9 protein-coding genes and 1 pseudogene are annotated in these 22,872 nt (G+C 41.5%); 2 read left to right on the top strand and 8 right to left on the bottom strand.

The features are described from left to right. Window positions 1-284 precede the first annotated feature (284 nt). The 5 genes and pseudogenes from SYJ56_RS00950 to SYJ56_RS00930 form a co-directional block, all read right to left on the bottom strand. Window positions 285-2,420 (bottom strand): tetratricopeptide repeat-containing sensor histidine kinase, encoded by a 2,136-nt coding sequence (locus SYJ56_RS00950; RefSeq protein ID WP_323831559.1) that lies wholly within the window; start codon window positions 2,418-2,420, stop codon window positions 285-287. A gap of 366 nt (window positions 2,421-2,786) precedes the next feature. After that, window positions 2,787-8,696, bottom strand: coding sequence for a S8 family serine peptidase (locus SYJ56_RS00945; protein WP_323831558.1), 5,910 nt, complete (start codon window positions 8,694-8,696; stop codon window positions 2,787-2,789). A 500-nt stretch (window positions 8,697-9,196) separates the two neighbouring features. Further along, window positions 9,197-15,013, bottom strand: coding sequence for an ATP-binding protein (locus SYJ56_RS00940; RefSeq protein WP_323831556.1), 5,817 nt, complete (start codon window positions 15,011-15,013; stop codon window positions 9,197-9,199). Between the two features lie 8 nt (window positions 15,014-15,021). After that, a pseudogene (locus SYJ56_RS00935) lies at window positions 15,022-15,243 on the bottom strand (sensor histidine kinase); the annotation flags it as partial. A gap of 35 nt (window positions 15,244-15,278) precedes the next feature. Beyond that, complete coding sequence (locus tag SYJ56_RS00930; protein ID WP_323831552.1) at window positions 15,279-15,491, bottom strand: hypothetical protein; 213 nt, start codon at window positions 15,489-15,491, stop codon at window positions 15,279-15,281. Between the two features lie 87 nt (window positions 15,492-15,578). On the opposite strand from SYJ56_RS00930, the gene SYJ56_RS00925 reads away from it, so the two are divergent. Next, complete coding sequence (locus SYJ56_RS00925) at window positions 15,579-16,493, top strand: serine hydrolase (RefSeq protein ID WP_323831550.1); 915 nt, start codon at window positions 15,579-15,581, stop codon at window positions 16,491-16,493. A 187-nt stretch (window positions 16,494-16,680) separates the two neighbouring features. Then, window positions 16,681-17,586, top strand: coding sequence for a class I SAM-dependent methyltransferase (locus SYJ56_RS00920; protein WP_323831549.1), 906 nt, complete (start codon window positions 16,681-16,683; stop codon window positions 17,584-17,586). A gap of 453 nt (window positions 17,587-18,039) precedes the next feature. On the opposite strand, the gene SYJ56_RS00915 is transcribed toward SYJ56_RS00920, so the two are convergent. The 3 genes from SYJ56_RS00915 to SYJ56_RS00905 form a co-directional block, all read right to left on the bottom strand. After that, complete coding sequence (locus tag SYJ56_RS00915) at window positions 18,040-19,188, bottom strand: aldose epimerase family protein (protein WP_323831548.1); 1,149 nt, start codon at window positions 19,186-19,188, stop codon at window positions 18,040-18,042. A 5-nt stretch (window positions 19,189-19,193) separates the two neighbouring features. After that, window positions 19,194-21,038, bottom strand: a complete 1,845-nt coding sequence (locus SYJ56_RS00910) for a glycoside hydrolase family 2 protein (RefSeq protein ID WP_323831547.1) — start codon at window positions 21,036-21,038, stop codon at window positions 19,194-19,196. Window positions 21,039-21,294: 256 nt separating this feature from the next. Beyond that, the gene (locus SYJ56_RS00905; RefSeq protein WP_323831546.1) at window positions 21,295-22,842 is read right to left on the bottom strand and encodes a glycoside hydrolase family 43 protein; all 1,548 of its coding nucleotides are present in this window, start codon (window positions 22,840-22,842) and stop codon (window positions 21,295-21,297) included. Between the last annotated feature and the right edge of the window lie 30 nt (window positions 22,843-22,872).

Here is a 22,872-nt window from a genome sequence, read left to right as displayed (position 1 = left end):
CTGATTCGGTAATCGATTCGGTAGTTCCCAAAAAACCCTAATTCCCCTACAGGACATTGGGATATTACCTGATAATAGTTGGTAAAAATTTTTAACTCAAAACAAATTACAAAAAGTATTTCTTATGACCACCTCTTGATATCTTATTTTCCAGGGATTAAATAACGAAGGTTATACCCTGATGGAAAGCTTGTTAGCAGATTCTAGGTTTTGAAAGTTAAGACGTGATTTTTTCGGGTATTCGTGTTGATTTTTAAGTAATTAAGGTTGGCGAAAAAGTTTGATTAAACTGGCAACAATAGTATAAACTCAGTCCCTTCGCCTTCCCTGCTTTCCACTTTTATCTCTCCACCATGTCCTTTAACAATATCATAACTCAGGCTCAACCCCAATCCTGTCCCTTGTCCGGTAGGCTTGGTGGTAAAGAATGGCTGGAAGATTTTTTCTTTGATTGAGACGGGGATTCCGTTGCCATTGTCTTTGACGGAAAGCTGGATTCCATTTTTCGTTTTTTTGGTGCTGATACTTATCTGTGGTTTATATTCTGAAGAAGCGATTTTAGCTTTTTCGATTACTGCATAAAAGGCATTGTTGAACAAATTCAGTAAAACTCTTACAATTTTTTGGGGGACGACATTGATTTTAAGGAGATTAGGGTCTAAATCCATCAACAAGTCAACATTGATGCTGCTATCTTTGGACTTTAGTCCAAGATAGGACAATCGAAGATACTCAACTGCTAGTCCGTTGATGTCCGTTTCCACTTTTTCTCCAATACTGGTTCGGCTGTGTTCTAGCATTCCTTGGACTATGGAATCCGCCCGTTTGCCATGCTGGTTGATTTTTTGCAAATTTCGCTTGATATCATCAGCGATCTCGATGGCCACTGTTTGATTACCTCCGGCCAGTTCAACTTTCATTTCGTCAATTAATTCCGTGCATACATCAGAAAAGTTATTGACAAAATTTAGGGGATTCTTGATCTCATGTGCTATGCCTGCTGTGAGTTCTCCAAGGCTTGCCATCTTCTCAGATTGTATCAATTGTGCCTGTGTAGATTTCAGTTGATCATAAGCAGATTCTACGTTTTCCCTTTGGACACGGATTTCTTCTTTTTGCACCCGGAGTAATCTGTTTGCTTTTTGCTTACTTAGGTTGTTTCTATAAAGAGAAATGCTGATAATAACAAACATCAATAATCCTCCCAAAGAAGTAAATATGATTATCCGTTGGTTGAAAACAGCTGCGTTTTTTAATTCGGTATCTTTTTGAAGGAGTTCTATTTCAGCTTCTTTTTTGTTCAATTCAAACTCAAATTGAAGCTGTTGGATCATTTGTTCTGTGCTGGATTTTGCAATTTCTTCTTTTACAGATTTAGTATTTATTTCATTTTCATAGGCAGCTTTATAATCCCCAACAAGAGCTTGTATCTCTGCCAAATTTAAATACACATCCACCAATTCATTTTTAGCATCAATATCGATTGCCAGTAATTTGGCTCTTTCCAATGTATTGATCGCGCTTTCAAATTCCATCTGTTTTCTTTGGGTTTTTGCCAAACCAATAAGACTTTGTGTTAATTCAAATTTGGCATCCAATCTCTCGGATATTTCCAGAGCACGCCTGTGAAAACTATTTGCTTTTTGGAAATTGCCCAATTCGGCATTAATTTCTCCTAGTTGGGTAAGAGGAAATGTAGCATCAATGGTACCGTCACATAGTTCCAATGCCATTTGATGAAAATATATAGCTGAATCATATTTCGATTCTATGAAATAAACCTCCCCTATATTCATGGATGCAGTAGCCATCCCTTGTTCCTCTTCTATTCCTTGAAACACCTCTAATGATTTCTTGAAAAAAGACAAAGCTTCATTGGTAGTGCTTCTGTTATTTTGGTAAACAGTACCGATATTATTTAAGGAAGTTCCTATTCTTAACTTGTTATTGAGTTCTTCTGAAATATTTAGGGATTCAAAATGAAGTTCCAACGCTTTAGTATTGTTTCCCAACATATAGTAAATAGAACCAAGGTTACTTAGAATATTAGCTACACCCGTTTTATCATTTATTTCACGGAAAAACTTTAATGCTTCTTGAAACTTTAAAATCGATTCCTGGAAATTTCCTTGTTGGGCATAAGCTCGACCTTTGGCATTGTAAGCTTTTGCCAACCCATTTTTGAAGTTTATTTTATTTCCCAGTAAGATGGCTTCATCAAAGTAATAAATGGCACTTTTGGTATCAGAACCAAGATATTCCAGACCCAAATCTACATAGTGAGAAACTTTCACACTATCGTCATTTAATTGGGTAATAGCATTCAATAAACTATCTGCCCTGGTAGTTTGGGCCAAACTTCCGTTTGAAAGAGTAAAAGAGAATAAAGGTAAAAAGAGGATGTGTTTAAAAATATTCATATGTCGGTTTATATACCTATGTGAACGCTAGTTGCGGTGCCTTTGTCAGATAGGGAATTTTCCTTAAAATCATCCTTTAGCGAAGTACTTACCCATTTCATCAACCTGGATTTCATTGGCATTTTCTAACAATTCAATTATTTTTTGAAGAGTATCCGAAAAACGGATTTTTCTAATTCATGTTTATTATTCTTATGTTTTAGACTCAATATCACTTAAACTTCAACTATCACATTGTATTGGCTGAAAATGCGTTAAGGATTAAATTTAACAAAATGCAACAATATCCTGATAACCGAATTGGGGTAAAACAAAAAAGAATGGAAAACACGTCCACTCTTTTTTAGTATTCAAAGGATTGTTCGTTTACTGTGATTTTTTGATTACTCGAATGGTTTTCACACCATAGAAGGTTCTGATATTGATGAGGTAAAACCCGATAGGCATTTGCGAAAAATCCAACTCCAGGCGGCTTTCATTTTCATGCCAGATTCCTTTCCAAGGAAGGTTTCTCCCCATTGCATCTGAAAGGATCAAAGTCGACTCATTTGGTACTTCTTCCACATAGCTTTTTAGGCTGATATTCAGTCTGTCTTCTACTGGATTTGGATAAGCTATTAATTCACTAGCTACCTCCTCCCCATGGAGGGTAGAAAGTCCTTCTAATCTTGACAAATCTAACAGGGTTTCATAGGACAATGGCAAAATCCTAGCTGATTCCAAGTTGTTCGAAATAGGTCTTATTGCTATTGACTGAGCAACCCAGTTTTCACCAATCGAAGCAATGGCACTTAAATTCCCTGTTTTGCCAGGTTCACTCTGGATGTAATATGACATCATATTAGAAGTTAAGCCTTGTTGATTATTGGGATCATCATAGACCTCAATTGTTCCTGATGGTGGAGTCCACGTAGCATTTTTCTTATTGGTGTAGAAAAGCATCACCATGGTATTGCAATCAGTGATGGTCAGGGAAGGTGCAGTCGCAATTTGTGTCTGGGATCCTGATGCTCCACTAAATGCAACGATAGGTCCGTCAGGATGATTGATGTCAGCACCACTCACTCTTGATATCCCCATAGTCCATTTAGGACTTTGCTTGATTCTGAATCCATAGGTTTCCGGCTCATTAATGCTTTTCACTATTTTGTAATAGGTGGCCATTGCAACTTGATTTTGCTGATTGACCCGCTGAATGAGTACCCAATCCTTATCTGGTGGAGTAATAGAAGGAGATTGACCTTTTTCAAACATCAAGCCTACAATTAACAAATCTCCGATTTGAGTATTAGCAGGTCTTTTTATAGTCGCTGGATTACTCGTATTACCTGCGCCCATGGCAGTTTCAAACTCACCTATTTCCGGTGCTTCGTTCACACATCCTATAACAGAAAGGCTTCCAAAAGTGGAGTTTTCCAAATCGACAAGGTAATTGGCAGGAGTAAACAAGGTGACATCAGGACGGATGCTATAAGTTCCAATAGCGATTGTTCCGGTGCTTGGGTATTCTAATCCCTCTTTGATCAGTGAGTACTCTATTCCCTTTACCACTGAGTCCTTTTCTTCCTCAAGTGTCACTTCTGCTCCTTCACTATCCAGGAACTTTGTACTGACTTCAAATCCCTCGAATTCCGTGGCAAATTCCGGTGCAGGATCACCAAACTCAATCTCATCAGGATTGGCAGTTGTTGTTGCAATTAGTGTAGCAGGAGTAATAGTGAGGTCAGCCGGCAGATAGGACGAAATAAAGTTTCTGGATTCAAAGGTTCCTGGAATTATAAAATGACTGCCAACATCTGTTCCTGTCACCATATTGATAGAAAAGAATTCAAGATTGAAGTCATCGTCATTTTCACCGATTTCTTCACCGAAGTCATAATATTTTCCGATTTCTGCATTTTCGCCTTCTTCTGCCAATTCCAGATCTTTTTCACCAAAAATCACCAAGCTATTATCCTCCACTTCGTCTTGTTCACCACCAGCGCTATTGATAATTGTCCTTGAATTGATGATGGTTCTTCCATTTAGGATTGTTCTGGCATTTATTATCGTACGTCCATTAATAATAGTACGTCCATTGACTAATGTACGTGCATTGATCATAGTCCGTGCATTAATCATTGTTCTCCCATTGATGCTTATAGGCTTTAGGTCCTGATTATCCTGATCTTCAAGGTATTCTAGGAAGGAATCTGCAGGGACATCAAATGCTGTATTGATTATAGGTCTGCTATTGATGAGGGTACGTCCGTTAATGAGTGTGCGGCCATTGATCATCGTACGAGAACTTACCATAAAGCTTTTGTTGATGAAATTATCTTTATTGAGTATTGTCCTACCATTAAAAATGCCCAATGGCAGACTGTTGTCTTCCGGTTGTTGGGCCAATTTAAGATCCTGGAAATATTGTGAAAGAATGGCATCTTTCAGTTCCTGAACTTCCTCTATTTTTACCTCGCCCTCTAATTCAATTAGCGCATCAGCAATTATTACTTCAAATTGTAAAGCATCGCTAATTGATTCACCATATACTAAGGCTGACTGGTCAGTAAGGTCTATAGGTTTGATTGTAATGGGCAGTGCTTCAACTGTGATAATGCCAGGTCCATAGTTTCCCAAGGCATCATTTGTTCCATCATACAGGAGACTTCCATCCTGCTGAACTACCCCTACATAATTGTAAAAGTCAGAGAAAGCAAAACCCGTTTTAGGATGAGAAGCTGTTATAACATATGTACCAACTTCGGCTAAATCCCCACTGATTAGACTGGAAAGCGTAAGTGGTTCCAATGAATTATCCACATTTTCGGGATTTAACGTAAGCCCAACCTCTTCCAAAGTCAGGGCACTCAGCACCCAGTTATTGTCAACTCTTTCGAATACACTTGCTGTAAAAGGTTTTAAGACCTGAGCATACTTTTTGATCTGATCATCTGCACGAATGGCAATGGTTTTTTTAACTATATCAAAGAAAAATTCCGGGCCGGCAATTCCACCATCCAGTCCACTATCCGAAATGGCATTATTAACTACTGTTACACCTGGATTTCCTATAAAAGGGGGGATCGTTACCTCAAGATAGCCAAATCCGAATTCATCAATTTCATAGGATGAATTCAACAGTTCTTCTCGTAAATAAACATTTGAGCCTTCATATAAATTAGTCCCCTTAATAATCAGCTTAAATTCAACTTCACCGGGATTAACAGCATCATCATAAACCAGTTCAATGTTATCAGGATTAGGTGCGGCGAGTTCAAGTAATGCCCTTTCAGCCCGAACAAGTCCCGAACCTGACTTGAAATCATCTCCGGGTTCATGCATATCCTGTGCAGTTGCTTTTAGTAAATTACGAATGTCATCTGGTAAACTTTTGCCGGGCTCGCCCAGCCAACCTGTAGGGTTTGATGTAGGATAATACTTTATGCGGGCTTGCTTGACTAATGCTGCCAGTGCAGCAGCATGGGGTGCAGCCGCAGAAGTACCATAAAAGTTTGGGAAATTATCACCTTCCAATTCAGGCGCACCAAGATTGACCGTAGTATTCACACCATTTGGTGCTGTGAAATCGGGCTTGTTTCGAAGATCTCCATTGGTTAGTGTTCCACCTCGGGACGAGAACGTGGCAACTGTAAAAGGTTCTGTTCCAGCCGGAACAAGTGCAGGGTTAAATCCAAAAACAGATGTATTTGCATAAAGTATCGCACCAACCGTCATGGCACCGATTGCATTGGCGTGACCTACAATGGTAGAGGAATTTATTGAATTCTGATCGTTCGGGTCAAGTTCACCCCTGAAAACAACATATTTAAACTTAATTCCAATATTGGAATCCAGATCATTACAGCTTTCACATTCTCGGGCAATCAAAAGATCAACAATGGTTTCTTCCGTAATGGTGAATGAAAGAATTTCAATAGGGTCACCATTTGCGTTATTACGGTTAAAGCCAAATAGGGGGGTACCGAAGTCTTTAAGATAAATGTCCAAGTCATATAAGCTTCCAGTCTGGTCTACAGAATAGAGTGGATCATCCCATTGAAGGGCAATCATGTAGACAGCAGGACCATTTTGTCCTGGAAAAACTTTTATGGATTGCGTAGTATTACCGTCATTAAATCGATGTACACGGCCACTTTCTGTCCATTCACCGCTATTCAGAGGTAAGTCAATGGAAGGATCATCAACGGGAGTAAATACACCTTCAAAAGATTTGCTTCCAAAATTTCCAGCGGAGGTAAAATATGAAACACCAGCTGCCGCAACCTCATTTACCGCATTTGCCACCTTTCCATCACTAAAGAAAGGTTCTGTGATGTAGGTAATATCATCTACTATAATATCACTGCCTGCGGCAGCTAAGTCGCGGATCCCTTGTGCAAAATCTCCGGCTGTTACTACTCCTGTTCGAAAACTAAGTTCGGCACCCGGTGCTACATCATGAACAATCTGTAGCATCGCACGTCCTTCATCAGTACCAATTCCAAATCGGCTAGGCAAGTCCCGGAAAAAATAGAGGCTTTCAGGCAAATCTCCATTGGAAATATCTGTTGCCAATGTGTTGACTCCGGCATCGGTACGTGTTGCATAGCTGTCAGAAAGCACACCTATTTTAATCCCGGTTCCGTCAATGGGTTGGTCGCCTTCAAAATGAGAATATCCGGCTCTTACAAGGTTGGAACGCATGACACGATCACCTTGTGTAGTAGTTGCACCTTTATTGGGGACACCGGGAATTGCCGGGCGGACGTAATTTATTACTTCTGGGTACTGATTTAAATCCAATAATTTTTCTATTGGAAGAAAACCTGCAATTATCAATGAATTTGGATCTTGTTTTAATTCTTCTACTGTAGGTGTTACAAATCCTAAACCTACCAGTATTGCTTTGGCTTCAGCAAACTTATCTTTAATGTATATGACTTCGACGAGTACCTCGTTTCCACTGATATAAAATACTTCGTTGGATTCAACTGTTTGACCCTGCTCGAAGATTTCATGTAGAGATGTTAATTCAGAACCAATGATTTCATATACTTTACCTTGGGAGCATATACCAAAAATCTGGCGGTCATTGACAGTAACTGTAAATGTTTCTAAACTGCCACAACTACCTGCTGGGGAAACCTCAATCACATCGCCATCAGTAACCAGAATGGACTCGGGAGTATCTATTATTACACCTCCTCGTTTAAAAATCAGGTCTCCAAAACTAACATTAACAAATTGAGTCAAATCCGCTATGGCTGTTGTCCCGCCATTCTCCCTACTGCAAAGTATTGCATCTTCCACTGACAAAGTTGGTGGGGTGTTAAGGGTAACATTTAGGTTACATTGAGTAGGAAAACAAGCCGCCTGGTTGTCTATATTCACTGATACTGTTCCAGAGCTTGTCCAGTTCACTATGATTGAATTAGTACCTTGTCCGGAAGTTATTTCTCCTTCGCCAGTAACTGACCATGTGTATGCGGATGCTCCGGCAGGTACAGAATAAGATGCCAAAGAACCAGCACACACTTCACTTTCGCCCACTATATTACAATCTGTATCGAGGTCAATGACTTCAGAAGCAGCCTGCACCGAACGACTCTGACTTCCAACAGATTTTCCATTTAGTGAAACTACCCTGGTATGGTAGGGTGATCCGGTGATACTTGAAGCAGAATTGCCTTGACCCCAATCCTGTGAACTGGCAATGTGACCTCCCCATGCAATTACAACCGTGTTATTTGGTCCGTTGTTACCGCTGGCTGTAAATGATATACTTAATCTTGTGACTGCGCTGGTCGTTGAAATGTCTTCCTGAAGTACATATTTTATTTCGCCTAAGGTACCGCCGTAGATCGCGATTTTTCTTTCATCACCCGTTAGTTTATTGAAGCTAGTGGATGGTTGGGGTATTCCATTAGGTGGTAATAAGGTCCCAAAACTTGGAGTGCCAGAACTTGGAATTACATCCTCACAGATTCTATTGAAATTTGTAATGTAGTCGATAGCGCTTTTGTTGTTTTTCCGAGTATCCCATTCAATTTCAACTGTATGGTTTCCAGACCGCAGCTTTGAAATGGTCAATCGATAAGGAATTGATTGACCTTCATAAAAATGGCTGTTGCCGGAATTAGAATTTCCTGAAGCCCAGGTGACAGGACTTACAGGGTCTTTATCAACCCCGCCGTTCTGGCCTTGCTCCAGTTTAACCGTCTGGGCAAAAGAAAAATTTGCAACTAGTAGTATTGCTAATACCAGCCTGTTGCCGAATGTGAAAAGTGTACGCATTGGAAGTCTATTTAATCTTCAAAAGGTTGATAAATATTTAAAAGTGAAAGTATCTTGATAAAATACAAAAATTTAATCGTTTTTAGCGCAGACTAAATTTTTTAAAAAGAACAAAATGCAAATTTTTTGCCTCAAAAGAGGTTATATAAGGTATAAAATAATCTTGAAAAATTATAGGTATCTGAATAATTATATATGAAGATGAATTTATGCAATAATGAATCGTCTCTAAAATATCTCCAATTAAGCGATTATAAGAATTCATTGAGGTTCTCCGGCGATTGGACGTGTATGCTTTTTGCTTTCATGTGTTTATAATTGATTTTTATTGGTCACATGGAATCTCGCATGGTTTATAATCATTCCTCCGTGTGTCGCTTGCGTCAGGCTCGATTTCAGGTGTTCATTATTATAGTTTTTAATTGTCACGACTTGTTCCGCCTTAGCGGAATGGAATCCCCTAATTATCTTTCGTCTAGTGTATGTCAGTTTGTATTGTTTCATTTGTTTAGTTTGATTATAAAAGTTGTCCCTTTGTTGATAGAAGTTTCGATTTCTAATTCTCCCCCGTGAGCCTTGATGATATCATGGGTAATGCTTAGCCCCAATCCCGTTCCCTCCGTTCCTTTTTTGGTGGTGAAGAAGGGCTGTAGGATTTTGTCTTTGATCTCATCAGGAATGCCCGGTCCGTTGTCTTCGATTTCGATGAGGATTGTGCCATTTTCAGATTTGGTTCGAACGGTTAGTTTGGGATGGTAAACTTCCAACCCTTGGAAGGTTTTCTGCCGCAATGCATCAAAAGCATTATTACAAAGATTGATCACTACCCTAGTGAAGTCTTCTTTGATCAAGGATACCATGCCCAAATCAGTATCCAAATCCAATTGGATATCCACATCGATCGGATTCTTTCCGGCCCGCATCCCATGAAAGCTGAGGTTGACGTATTCCTTGACAAGGGCATTTAAGTCTGTGGGTTCCATTTTCCCTGATCCACCTCTGGAGTGCTGTAGCATGGAGGTCACTATGCCGTTGGCCCGTGAGCCGTGTTGGTGTATTTTTTCAAGATTAGACTTGATATCCTCCAGTATTTCATCCACCAAGGTCTCGTCTCTTGATTCTTGGCTCTTGCTCCTTTCTTCTTTTGCTTCCTCTATCATCTCAATAGACACTTCCGAAAAGTTATTCACAAAATTCAGCGGATTCTTAATCTCGTGTGCGATGCCGGCGGTGAGTTGGCCGAGAGAGGCGAGTTTTTCCTGTTGGATGAGTTGGAATTGGGTGGCTTTGAGTTCGCTCATGGCGGATTCTACTTCGGCTTTGGCTTGCTCCAGTTTCACAAAATCCTCGTATCGGGCATAAGCGATGGAAAAAGCCTTGGCCAGAGCCTGCACCAATTCTAATTCCTTTACATCCAAAGGGTTCTCGGCACCCACGTAAAGCATCCCTTGGGTAAAAGGAATAAAATGGAGGTCCAGAGATTCCGGAGGTGCTGCAGCTCCCTGATAAGTACTGCTGTCCTGGATCTGATCTTGATCCATCATCAGTTTGATCCAATGGACAAAATCCTCCTTATTCCAATGCTGTCTGTAAACCACACCCTTTCGCCAGGCCTCCACAGTCTGATTAGTAAGTTCGCTAGCCTGATAGGGAAGCCGCAAAAGACCAAGCGAATTGCCATCCGGTGAGGAAAGATAGGCTTCGACTATCTCTTGCTTTTCTTGAATGATAAATATCCCACAGCGAATGAAGGGAACACCTAGTATTGTCAGTTCCCTGAATATCAAGGGCGTAATTAATTCCAAATCATTAGCCGATCTCATGCTGGCAATTATCCCACGGACACGGTCCAAAGAAGCCTGCTTGGTAGCTTCTCTTGCCTGAGCTTCTGCTTTTTTAAGATCAAGAAAACGGGTGTAGGTTTGTTCGAATACTTTGGCAAATCGTTTAAAAATATCATGCGCTTCAGGTACTGGTTGATACGTAATGAAAAGCAGGTATCCATGTGAGAAGTAAGCAGCATGATTAACTTGAAGCGTTGGCAATGGATGACCTGCACTAATAATGGAATCCAAAATATCGCCAACTACCGGCAAGGTTCGCATATACTCATAGTGGGTTACGAGTTCCTCACCCCCCACTGCCTCCACGTGCAACGATTCTCCATGTTCATAAGATTCTCTCATGTGAATGAAAGTAGGGTCTTCGTTAAGCGGGGCATGAAAAGGTGGCTGCATTACTCCTTCGCTTGACATCCAGGCCGTAATTCCTTGTTTGTCCTTGTCCCAGAGACAATACCCTGCACTCCAGGCTGGCATACCCAACGTCTGAATCTGCCGGAACAACAGATTGGCTGCATCCGGTAACTCTTCACTTTTTTGCATGGCCATTGAGCGGCCACGGACTTTCTCTAAAGCCGCTTCAATCTGCGCTTCTCTTGCCTGCGCTTCTGCTTTTTTAAGATCAAGAAAACGAGTGTAAGATTGCTCGAATACTGTCCCAAATCTTTTGAGTATTTCGTTCTCAATATCTGAATATGGTGTGCCGGCATAGTTGCTAACGATTAACATGATACTGGGCTTAATTGCGATAGACCGGGCATAACCACTTCGTAAAATATATGCCTTAGTATCCTCAGTCAGGGAAGGCAGGACTGCATGTTGAAAGACATGTTCATGCCACCTCCTATTTTCTTCTGGGGTGAGTGTGTCCGCGTAGAATTCAAGTCCACTTGCCAATACATCCTTCATGCGGTCAAACATTGGGCTTTCTATGTAGGGAACCTGAATATAAATTGGAGTAGGATCTCCTAGGATCGCAAACCAAAAAGTATAGTCATGTTTTTGGCTATTGATGGCAAAGCTTACAGTATTGAATTTAAAATTGAGATGCTGTAATTGTTCTGAAACAACTGTGATGACTTTTAGGAGGTCTTCACTTTTATGCATGGCCATGGACCTGCTGCGCACCCTTTCCAATGCGGCTTCTATCTGTGCTTCCCTTGCCTGGGCTTCTGCTTTTTGAAGATCGAGAAAGCGGATAAAGGACTGTTCAAAAACTCTTGCAAAACGAATCAGGATTTCTTTTTCATCTTCGGATGGCAGATCACCCTGAATGGAAGGTATCATAATAGCAGAATTTTTTGCCCAGGCCCAGGCTATTCCATGAGTTTCGCTTTCTAAAATTTGTTTTTTGTAATCGTCTGGGAGTTGCCGGTAATCGGAATGCTCAAAGGCATGATTGAAGAAGGCATTTTTGACTTCAAACGAAAACACTTTAGCAAAATAGCTATCGCCCCTTTCTTTTGATTCCCAGGCTTCATCGAACAATTCATCTTTGAAATAGGGCAATAAAAAAGCAATTGAAGGGTTAGCAGGATCCTCGCTTGCTGTCCAGTGTAATACATCTTTGGAATCCTGGAAATAGGTACAGATCACAGCGCCCCATGTATCGAGGATCACACCTGTGTGTTTCAACTCTTCGGCCACTACCCGCACTACTTCCTGTAATTCATCAGTCTTGTGCATCGCCATGGAACGTGACCTTACACGCTCCAAAGCCGCTTCGATCCTGGCTTCCCTTGCCAGGGCTTCGGCTTTTTGCAGATCGAGGAAGCGGGTGTAGGTCTGTTGAAATACTTTACCAAAGCGCATCAACACAGCATTCTCTTCGGCTGTAAACGGTGTCTCTGAATAATGCTCGATATACAATCCCACATTGTCCAGCAACACGGTGGAGATGGCAAGTGCCGGTTTGCTGAAAATGACTTGCTGCGCTTCTTCCGTCAATTCCGGAATCAATTCGAAAAGATCACTGTAGAATTTGTTCTTTACTTCAAAGGGGAGCAGGTTGGCAAAAAAAGATTCTCCTTTGGCTTTTGCTTCGAGGTAACTGTTCCAATGCGGTGAATCAAAATAGGGAATGGTGATTTCGGTGGGTACTCCTTGTTGGTGATCTGCCAACCAGATATGCATGTCCTCCCGTTCCTTGTAGTCGAGAATGAACCCTGCATGTTCGACATGGATTTTCAATCCTACCAATTGCTCGAATACGACCTGAATAACCTCTTTGAGTTCTTCGGTATGATGCATGGCCATGGTTCTGGACCGAACTCTTTCCAATGCTGCTTCTATTTTTGCTTTTTTTGCCTGGGCTTCCGCTTTTTGGAGGTCGAGGAAACGCGTGTAGGTTTGTTCGAATACTTTTGAAAAGCGTTGGAAAATGGCATGTGATTCGGGAACCTGCTTATAGGTAATGAACAATAGGAATCCATGCTTGAAAAAAGCAATATGGTCATACTGCGACTCGGGCAAAGAGGCACCTGAAGCCACAATTTCACGAAGTGCATCACCCATGACCGGAATAGTCATAAGGTAATCATAATGGACTTTGCAATCCTCGCCTAAGAATTCTTCCACATGGAACGTTTCTCCGGCTTTGCCTTTTTCGTAAAACTTCAAGAAGAAATTTTCTCTGGGAGTTTTGTAAAATGGCAAAGACCCTTCACTGCTGCTAAACCATTCATAGTCACCCTCAGGATCATCTGCATAAATATGAAAAGCACAGCCCCAGATTTCAATCCCTAAGGCAAAGACCTGTTGATACAAAACTTCTGAAGCTTCAGTCAGCTCGTCTGAGTGTTGCATGGCCATGGTCCTTGCCCTTACCCGTTCGAGAGCCAACTCGATTTCTGCCTCACGGGCTTGGGCTTCTGCTCTTACCAAATCCAGATACCGTCTGTAGGTTTGTTCAAACAGCGAACTAAACCGCTTTGTAATGTGAATTAATTCGGGTTGAAATTCACGGGGACTGAATGCATAAAAAAAACCATACTCGAATATGAAACAGTGTTGGATCTCTCTTTTGGGTAATTTTTCTAGCGGTATCTGAATTTTATAGCCTGGCGCATTATTGAGCATTTGATAGTAATTCATCAAATCTTCACCTTCCAATACATAGCGATGAAATGGTACTTGCGCTAGCCAAGCCTTCCGGGCACTTTTGAGCAAAGGATGGGAGGCCATATTGATGTTGCCGATATGCATGTTGACTTCATCACCATCTTTGCGGGCCGTCCAAAGCTGATTGTTTTCATTGTTATGGTTCAGGATACCGATACCAAACCGGGTACCTTCATCCACCCCTAAGGCTGTGAGTTCACTGAACATCTTGACAACACATTTCCCCACGTCCTCGCTGCTGTGCATGGCCATAGTCTGAGCTCTTACTCTTTCCAGCGAAGCTTCAATCTGCGCTTCACGTACCTGCTCTTCGGCTTTTTGGATATCCCGAAATCGTTGGTAAGCCAGTGAAAAAACCTGATGAAAACGCTTGAACAATGTCAAAACATCGTCGGCCATTGGTTGGTACACCGTCAGTCCTAGTCCCCCTTCGCCGATGGACAAAAAGCAATAATCTAATTGGATGGCTTTATCCAAAAAAGGATCGGAAAAATGGTTTGCTTCTATTCGATGTGAGCGAAACTCTTCAAGTTCTTGACCGCTTAGATTACCGATAAAATAGCCGTCCCGAGAAGCAAGCATCTGCTTAACCATTCCATGCTCTACCGGGCTTTTGAGGTATTCTGTTATTTCTACTGCTATTTTGTCATAAGGAGTGAAATACTGATAGCACAGGTATTGACCGATATTTTCGTCTATTATCGCAAGCTGAACATTTCGGATTTTATCCACTCCAAACTGTTGCAATTGATCGGAAATGATGCGACAGACATCCAGCATATCCTCGGGTTTTTTCATTCCCATGGCTACAGCACGCACTTTTTCCAGTGATGTCTCAATTTCCAATTCCCGATTTTTCACAAGAAGTTCGGAAGTTCGCTGATCCACTGCTTCTTGAAGACGCTTGTTTTCTGCTTTGAGTGCATCTGAGGCAAAAGCCTCGCCTTCCATAGCTTTCATGTCAGGGTAGGAGCCATGTTGATGCAAGGCAATCCAGCCGGTATCGGTCTTCTCCAGCAGGGATGACATTCGAAAAGGGCCGTAGTAAGTCCATTCTCCTTCTATTTTGACATAGAGATCTGTGAATTCATTGACCATCACATAGTCACCATAGGGAAGAGCTTCGATCTGCCGATTGCGAAACTCGGCCTGACCAACCATCTGATCATGGATAGCGTGACTGTAATCTAAAATCTCCTGTTTAGTATGCCAGATCTCTTCCTTGGTCCCACCAATATTATAGTAATCCTCTGCTATAAAAGTCGACCAGATATCAAAGTCACCTTTCATATAAGTTGTCCAGTAGGTGTCGAGCCATTTGGCTAACTCTGCTTTAATTGCTTCGGTGATTATCATGGGTATTCCTATTTGATCGGTAAAAAGATAATCATTTCTGTGCCTTCTCCTTCTATGCTTTTCACCCGGAGATCACCACCGTGAGCCTTGATGATATCGTAGCTGAGAGATAACCCAAGGCCAGTACCGCTACCTGTCGGTTTGGTAGTAAAGAAGGGCTGGAAAATCTTGTCCTTGATGGCTTTGGGAATTCCTCCTCCATTATCTTCTACAGCTATTTCTACCCCACCAGTATATAGATAATCAGTAATTCCAGCGCATTGACTTATGACGAACTGCATGAATTCTTTCCCCAATGAATTGAATTTTTTCTCGACTGAAGGAGAATCAAATAATTATCCGGCCCATAATCAATACTGACGTGGATTTCGTCCAGCATATTGATGTAAATAATCGCTGACCAAATACTTAAAATCAGTAAGATCAGTTCTGCCAATTCAGGCTTGTCTTCAATCGCCAAAATTTTAGGAAAACGCATACTCATAAAAATAAAGTCCCAAAGAAATTGATAATTTAGAGCAAGTCTTGTTGCCCAAGAAATTCCACATAATTATTTATGACCAATATGTCTATATACCTAGCCAGAATTATCTGCCTACTACTTTTAATTCTTTCCTTCTCCTGTCAACAGAAATCTGCTAGAAAACAAGATTTACGTAGCGCCCTTTTATCTCAACTAGATTCTATCCGGGGAAATGTGGCCATTGCTTTCTATAACCTTTCTGATCCAAATGATAGTTTACTGATCAAGGCAGACGAGGTATTTCATGCTGCGAGCACGATGAAGGTGCCGGTTATGATCGAACTCTTCAAACAGCAAGAACAGGGAACGTTAAATCTTGATGATTCTATCTTGCTCAAAAATGAATTCAAGAGCATAGTGGACAGTAGTCTTTACAGTATGCAAGTTGATATGGATAGTGACAGCGTGATTTATAGCAAGATTGGTACTCAGGTCGCTATTAAAGATTTGATGTACAGTATGGTAACTGTCAGTAGTAATTTGGCTACCAATGTGTTGATAGAATTGGTGGGTGCAAAAAATACCACTTCTACCATGCGAAGTCTAGGCGCGGACAAAATCGAAGTTTTGAGAGGAGTCGAGGACACCAAAGCATATGAACTTGGCATGAGCAATATGACTACTGCAAAGGATCTGATGCTGATCATGAAAGCTATTGCGGAGCAAACGGCAGGGACGGAGGAGGATTGTGAGCGGATGATCAAAATCCTTAAGGACCAACAATTCAATACAATTATCCCATTTTATCTTCCCGAAGATGTATCTGTGGCTCATAAAACAGGCGCCATAGTTGGCTTGCACCATGACGCAGGGATAGTTTATCTACCGGATGGAAGAGCATATATTTTGGTTTTGTTGTCTAATAAGTTGGAGGACTATGATAAAGCCACGGAGCAATTGGCAGGATTGTCAAAGACATTCTATGAGTATGTGGTAAAGGAAGGAGTATCTTTATAAAACAAACCAGTAGAAATGTCATCAGTTTGATCAAATAAAAAGTGTTTTTAAGGAATTGGATATCAGACTTAAATAAAATACTTTTAAATAGTACCTAGCACCAATTATGTAGGAACTGGAGTACTTGGTTATAGATCATCATTTTTAGTTATTATATACTATTTGGTAACAATTTTAAAAATATACTATGGCTAACCAAAGAGATTTAGATTATACGTATACCACAATCGATGAAATCTTCCGTCTTAGCATGGGAGAGACCGGAGATTACAGTGGAGCAAAATACGATGGGGATTTTTCGATGACCCTTGAAGAGGCTCAAAAAGCAAAACATAAATTTATAGCCGACAGTTTAAAAATAAAAAAAGGCAGCAAAGTGCTTGACATGGCCTGTGGTTGGGCACCCTTCATACGTTATATAACAGATGAAAGAGGTGCAATAAGTATAGGTTTGACACTCTCACAAGGGCAGGCAGCTGCATGTCAAAAGAATGGTTATAATGTATTGGTGAAAGATTGCCGTTACATAAAGCCAGAGGACTTTGGAGTTTTCGATGCCATCACATGCATTGGGGGATTTGAACATTTCTGTTCTGTGGAAGATTGGCAAGCGGGAAAACAGGAGGAAGTATACCGTGATTTTTTTAAGATCCTCTATGATTTGTTGCCAGTTGGGGGAAGGGTTTATATGCAGACAATGACATTCAGTAAGAACATGGTCGATTTTGAAGAACTGGACGTGAATGCTGAAAAAGGATCTACCGCCTATATCATGGCCCTTATGGTAAAGCAATTTCCCGGTTCCTGGCTTCCATACGGCCCCGAAATGGTTGTCAATTGTGCCGAGCCCGGATTCAGATTAATTTCTAAAAGCAGTGGAAGACTGGATTATATTGAAACCATTACTCAATGGCGGAAAAAATTCAGAAAATTCCATCTCAAAAAATATTGGCTTTACCTCTCACTCCTTCCAAAATATTTCACTGATAAAGATTTCAGGCACTTAATTGCAGTTTTCAAAATAAGTCCAAACAGGGTCTGTTTTGAAAAAGAGATCATGGATCATTACCGATTAGTGTTCGAAAAAGTATAACAAAGGGCCCTTAATTCAGCATTGAAAAGCTTTTATCCCTTGATTTGCTACTAAAACCCATCTCCCGGTTTGGGACATCGATTCTGACTTTTACTTCCTGTATAATCTTTTGCCATTATTCCATCATTTCTTTGAGTTTCTCAGGTTCAGATCTCTCAAGTTAACCTGTTTTGCCAGGTCATCTGAGAGCTCATAAAGCGCAAGATTTTGAAGGTCAAAGGGTCGTCCAATATTTACGATTTTCCAATTTCCCTTCCCGTATAAAAAGAGGTATGACCCAAAAGGCTGGCAGAAAAAGTCTGAACTTCTAAGTTTTACAATTCCACATTTGAAAAGAAGCTCATCTCTCTACACTTCAAAAAATTGTTGAGTTTATATTCGGCAGCCAATTAGAATATCTATTAAAGACTAAGTAAAAAAGCCATCCTGATTTCTCAAGATGGCTTTCTACTTTTAGTTCGTCCCAAACTTATAAATGCAAGTCTGCTCGTATTTCTCTCCGGGTTTCAGAATTGTAGAAGGGAAATTCGGCTGATTGGGGGAATCCGGATAATGCTGGGTTTCCAGGCAGAATGCGGATCTCTGTTCATAGACTTTATCACCTTTGGCGGTGATGGTTCCGTCAAGAAAATTGCCACTGTAAAACTGGATCGCCGGCTCAGTTGTCCACACTTCCATTTCAATCCCTGTTTGCGGAGAAGAAATAACTGCCGCTTGAGTCAAATCCGCTCCGGATTTGTCCAGCACCCAGTTGTGGTCATATCCTCCACCGAATTTCAATTGCTCATTTTCCTCGTTGATTCTCGCTCCAATTGTAGTTGGTTCTGTAAAGTCAAAGGGAGTTTCCTTTACTGAAATTACCTCTCCCGTAGGAATAAGCACGTCATTTACAGGCGTGTATTCGCTGGCATTCAATTGCAGCGTATGGTCCAGGACAGTGCCGTTTCCTGCACCATTTAGGTTGAAAAAGGAGTGGTGAGTCAAGTTTACCGGTGTGGCTTTGTCAGTTTCGGCTTCATAAGTGACCTTGAATTCGTTGTCATCTGTAAGCGTGTAAATCATTTTCACTTTTAATTCTCCTGGAAAACCTTCTTCTCCATCCGGCGAGGTATAGGTGAAGATCAAACCATTTTCTCCAGACTTTTCCACATTCCAGATCACATAATCGAGCCCTCCCGGACCGCCATGCAGTGTCTGTCCATTGTTGTTCTGAGGCAACGTGTATTCCTGCCCATCCAAGGTAAATTTTCCATCGGCTATCCGGTTGCCATAGCGACCAATCGCTGCACCGAAGTATTTCTCGCTGCTTTCCAGATATCCGTCTAAGGTCTCAAATCCCAGTACTACATCCACTAGATTGCCGTCTTTATCTGGAACCCAAAGATTAGTAACTCTTGCACCGAAATTGGTGACTTTCATTTTCATGCCGCTGGCATTTTTGATCTCGTATGTTTCCACTTTTTTGTCTTGATAGGTTGTTCCAAAAATCTGCTCTTGTACAGGTTCTTCTACTTTAGTTTCTTCTTTGGGTTTGCTTTCGCAGCTGTAAAGTAAAACCCCCAGTGCAGCAGCACCAAGGATTTTGTTGAAATGATTATTCATTGCGCTCACTTTTTATATAAAGGTGTGTGGATACTTTGCATTTTTGATACATCAAACTTGATGACTTTTCTATCATAGGTCATCAGTCCATTGGTCTCTACTTCCACATCTGTGGTCTGGGTATAGACTGCCGCAGAAAGGCCCGCTTCCACCAACTCACCAAGTCTTGTTATCAATTGCGAATAGCGATTGTAAAGTTCTTCTTGATTTTTGAAACTTTGATAGCCCCAGTTATCCTTCTGCTGCCATACATGGCCATCCAAAGGAAGTCCCAGTCCGCCAAATTCCCCAAGCACTAGAATATTGTCTTTTCCGTAAATCTTCGGATCAGGCATTTTTGCATCGGGATAATTATGCAAGTCGATAATATCACCCGCGATTTTGGTTCCTTCCATTTCGAAGTTCCCTCCGCTTGCGCTGTTCACCAATCTTGTAGGATCATGGGTCTTGGTCCAATCGGCGATTTCTTTGGTTTTAAACTGACCCCAGGCTTCGTTGAAAGGCACCCAAACTACAATGGATGGAAAATTATAGAAATCATCCATGATCTCTTTCCATTCTTCTCTGAAAATCGCTTCGGATTCCGGAGTTCTGTCTTTATCTGTTTGCTCTCCGAGTACGGCCAATTTCATTTCCCAGCCATTGCCCATATCTCCACTCGGCATATCCTGCCATACGAGCATTCCCATCTTGTCACATGCATGATACCAAGTGGCAGGCTCTACTTTCACATGTTTTCTGATCATATTGAAGCCCATGCCTTGAGTCTTTTGGATATCAAAGATCATCGCTTCATGACTTGGCGCAGTATATAGACCATCGGGCCACCAACCTTGATCTAGAGGACCGTATTGGAACAAAAATTTACCATTCAGCATCATTCGCTGAATTCCATTTTCATCTGCAGCCATGCTGATTTCTCTCAAAGCCGCATAACTTCCGACAGCATCCAAAACTTTTTTGCCATCGATCAATTCTACTTTCAAATCATAAAGAACCGGATTTCCAGGTTCCCAAAGTTGAGCATCTTTAATTGTGAGTTTCGCCGTTTCGGAAGGCTTCACTGTTTGCTCTGCAAGCATAGTCCCGTCTTTCCAAGCAGATACTTTTACTTCTTGTCCATCTTCAGCTCCCGCTACTTCCGGAGTCACTAAAATCTGATTGTTATTGATATTAGAAGCATTTCTTAGCTCAGAGATGTATGCAGCGGGCACAGTTTCCAACCACACCGTCTGCCAAATGCCAGTCACGGGAGTGTACCAAATCGCATGTGGATTTTTGATCTGCTTGCCCCGAGGCTGTGGTCCATCGTCGCTGGGATCCCATACCCGCACCTGCAGAGTCTGAGACTTTCCGGATTTTAAATGATCTGTAATATCAAATTCAAAAGGATCATATCCTCCCTGATGTTTTCCTACACTTTTACCGTTGACAAAAACTTCGGTTTCCCAGTCGGAGGCGCCGAAATGCAGCAGTACTTTGTCTTTGCTTGATTTCTTTGGAGTAGAAAACGTCGTTTTGTACCACAACTCATTGTCTTTGCCAATAGTTTTACCAACACCCGAAAGTGCAGATTCCACAGCAAAAGGCACCAGAATTTCTCCGTCAAAGTTTGTTGGAATTGCCTGACCTTTTGGTTTGATGGCATAATCCCAAAGCCCGTTCAGATTCACCCAATTTTCACGGGTCATCTGAGGTCTTGGATATTCCTGATGGACATTTTCAGGAGTTACCTGAGTTGCCCACTCCGTCATGATTTTACCTTCTACAGGTTTATAATTGCCAGTTTGGGCTGTGGCGATCTGCTGCGCAAAAAGAAGGCATGCGCCAAAAATCAGTGTTTTCTTCATATGAATAGATTTATTGTTTAGATGTTTAGTTTGTAATGTAACCAGCTTAATTCGGGACCCTGTTTCCTGAATTGGAAGAGTCTTTTAAAACTGTCTGATTCTTCTCGATAGCCTAGCATCAAGTTTTTTTCTGAAATCGGTATTCACTGCTTCACTGAGAGTTAAAATAACTATAAGCACCAATGCAATAAGCCCGTTTTTGATCTCTATAAGTCCGGTAAAAACATACTTGATACCAGCTACTAAATACTAGCTACTAGTACGAAATCTTCACTTCCTTGAAATGGGCATAAGCATCCGTAGCTCCTTTGGCCACCAATCCAAGCCTAAAGCCCATTCCCCAAGGCACTAAATGCTTCACATCTTGCTCTTCGCCGACTTGAATAGTTTTGCCATCCACAATAGCTGAAGTGGTCATCTTATAACCATCATTCATGGTCAGAATCAATTTCACTTCTTTACCGGAAGGAATTGTTTCGCTGGCAATTTCCCTTGTCTTTTGATTGATGGTCTCCCAAAGGACTAGCTGATCACCTTTCACGGAAATCCCCATTCCCGCAGGTGGAGCGCCAAAACCATTATTTGCTCCTCCAATTACTGCCAGTCCGGCGCCTGCACTTTCATCAGGAATAATCGTTGCTTCATATTGGTAATCCAGCGATTTGGTGCCTTGTACCAGTAGCGTTCCCAAGGTTTCATTCTCTTCCGAAGCCTGAAGCTTGAGACCATTTTTGCCTGTTTCGTATTGGATGTCCTGTGTCACTCTCCATTGCCAGATAGGATCCAATCGCTTTTTGAAATTGTCTGTGAATTCTAAAGAAGCTTTACTACGATCATAGCCGGCATTGTTTGCCAAAATAAGCCAGTTATCATCAGTCCATTCGATTTTTTCCAAGACGCCCTGACGTCCAACGTACACACTTCCTTCGGTATTGTATGCATGGTAGAGCATCCAGAATTCTCCGTCTTTTTCAACTACAGTGCCGTGTCCTGCGCACTTCCAGTTTTCATTGTCCTTCAACACCGGGTTCATATCGTACTTTTCCCAAGGCCCCAAAAGCGACTTGCTTCGGGCTACTCCGGTGACATAATCACAGCTGATCTCACAGCAACCTCGCGCCGAATACGTCGCATAGAAATAGCCGTTCTTCTGGAAAATAGCCACTCCTTCCACCAGTCCGCCCTCCCAAGGCTGATCATTTCGGAAAAGCTCATGCTTCTCACCGATCAGTTCAGTCCGAGATTCATTCACTTCCTGTGCCCAAATCGGCGTTTTTTGGCCTTTGCTATTTCCATCTTCTTTCCAGAGGACATAGATTTTTCCGTTTTCATCACGAGCCTCAAATGCATCAATGGAACCATATTCCTGAGCCACCAGAGGTCCATGATCGGTAAATTTGCTTTCAGGTGAATCCGCACTTGCCACAGCCACACTTAGGCGATTGCTGTCTTTATCTCTTGCCGTGTAGTAAGCGTAGATTTTCTTCTGCTCCTCGTCGTAGGATAGTTCGGGGGCCCAGAAGTTGTTCTTTGCCCAGTCAGGAGCGCCTTCAGGAAAAATATAATTCACCAATTCCCAATTCACCATATCGGTAGACTTAAAAATAGGGAAAAGCGGTGCCCATTCATTGGAAGTGGCGGAAGCGTAATAGTACTTTCCGATTTTTACCACGGTAGGATCGGGGCGATCCCCCGCCAAAACTGGATTGTCAAATGTTCTGTTTTGAGCTAAACCTAGGTTGGAAAAGTTAAGAAATAGGAGAAGGATTGCAATTATTCTGGGTAGACAGAGTAGTTTATTCATTCATTTTTGGGTTATTTTCTAATTGAGGCG

This window comes from Algoriphagus aurantiacus (assembly GCF_035156405.1).
In the GTDB taxonomy this organism is placed as follows: domain Bacteria; phylum Bacteroidota; class Bacteroidia; order Cytophagales; family Cyclobacteriaceae; genus Algoriphagus; species Algoriphagus aurantiacus.
This window is presented reverse-complemented; position numbering and strand designations above follow the sequence as displayed.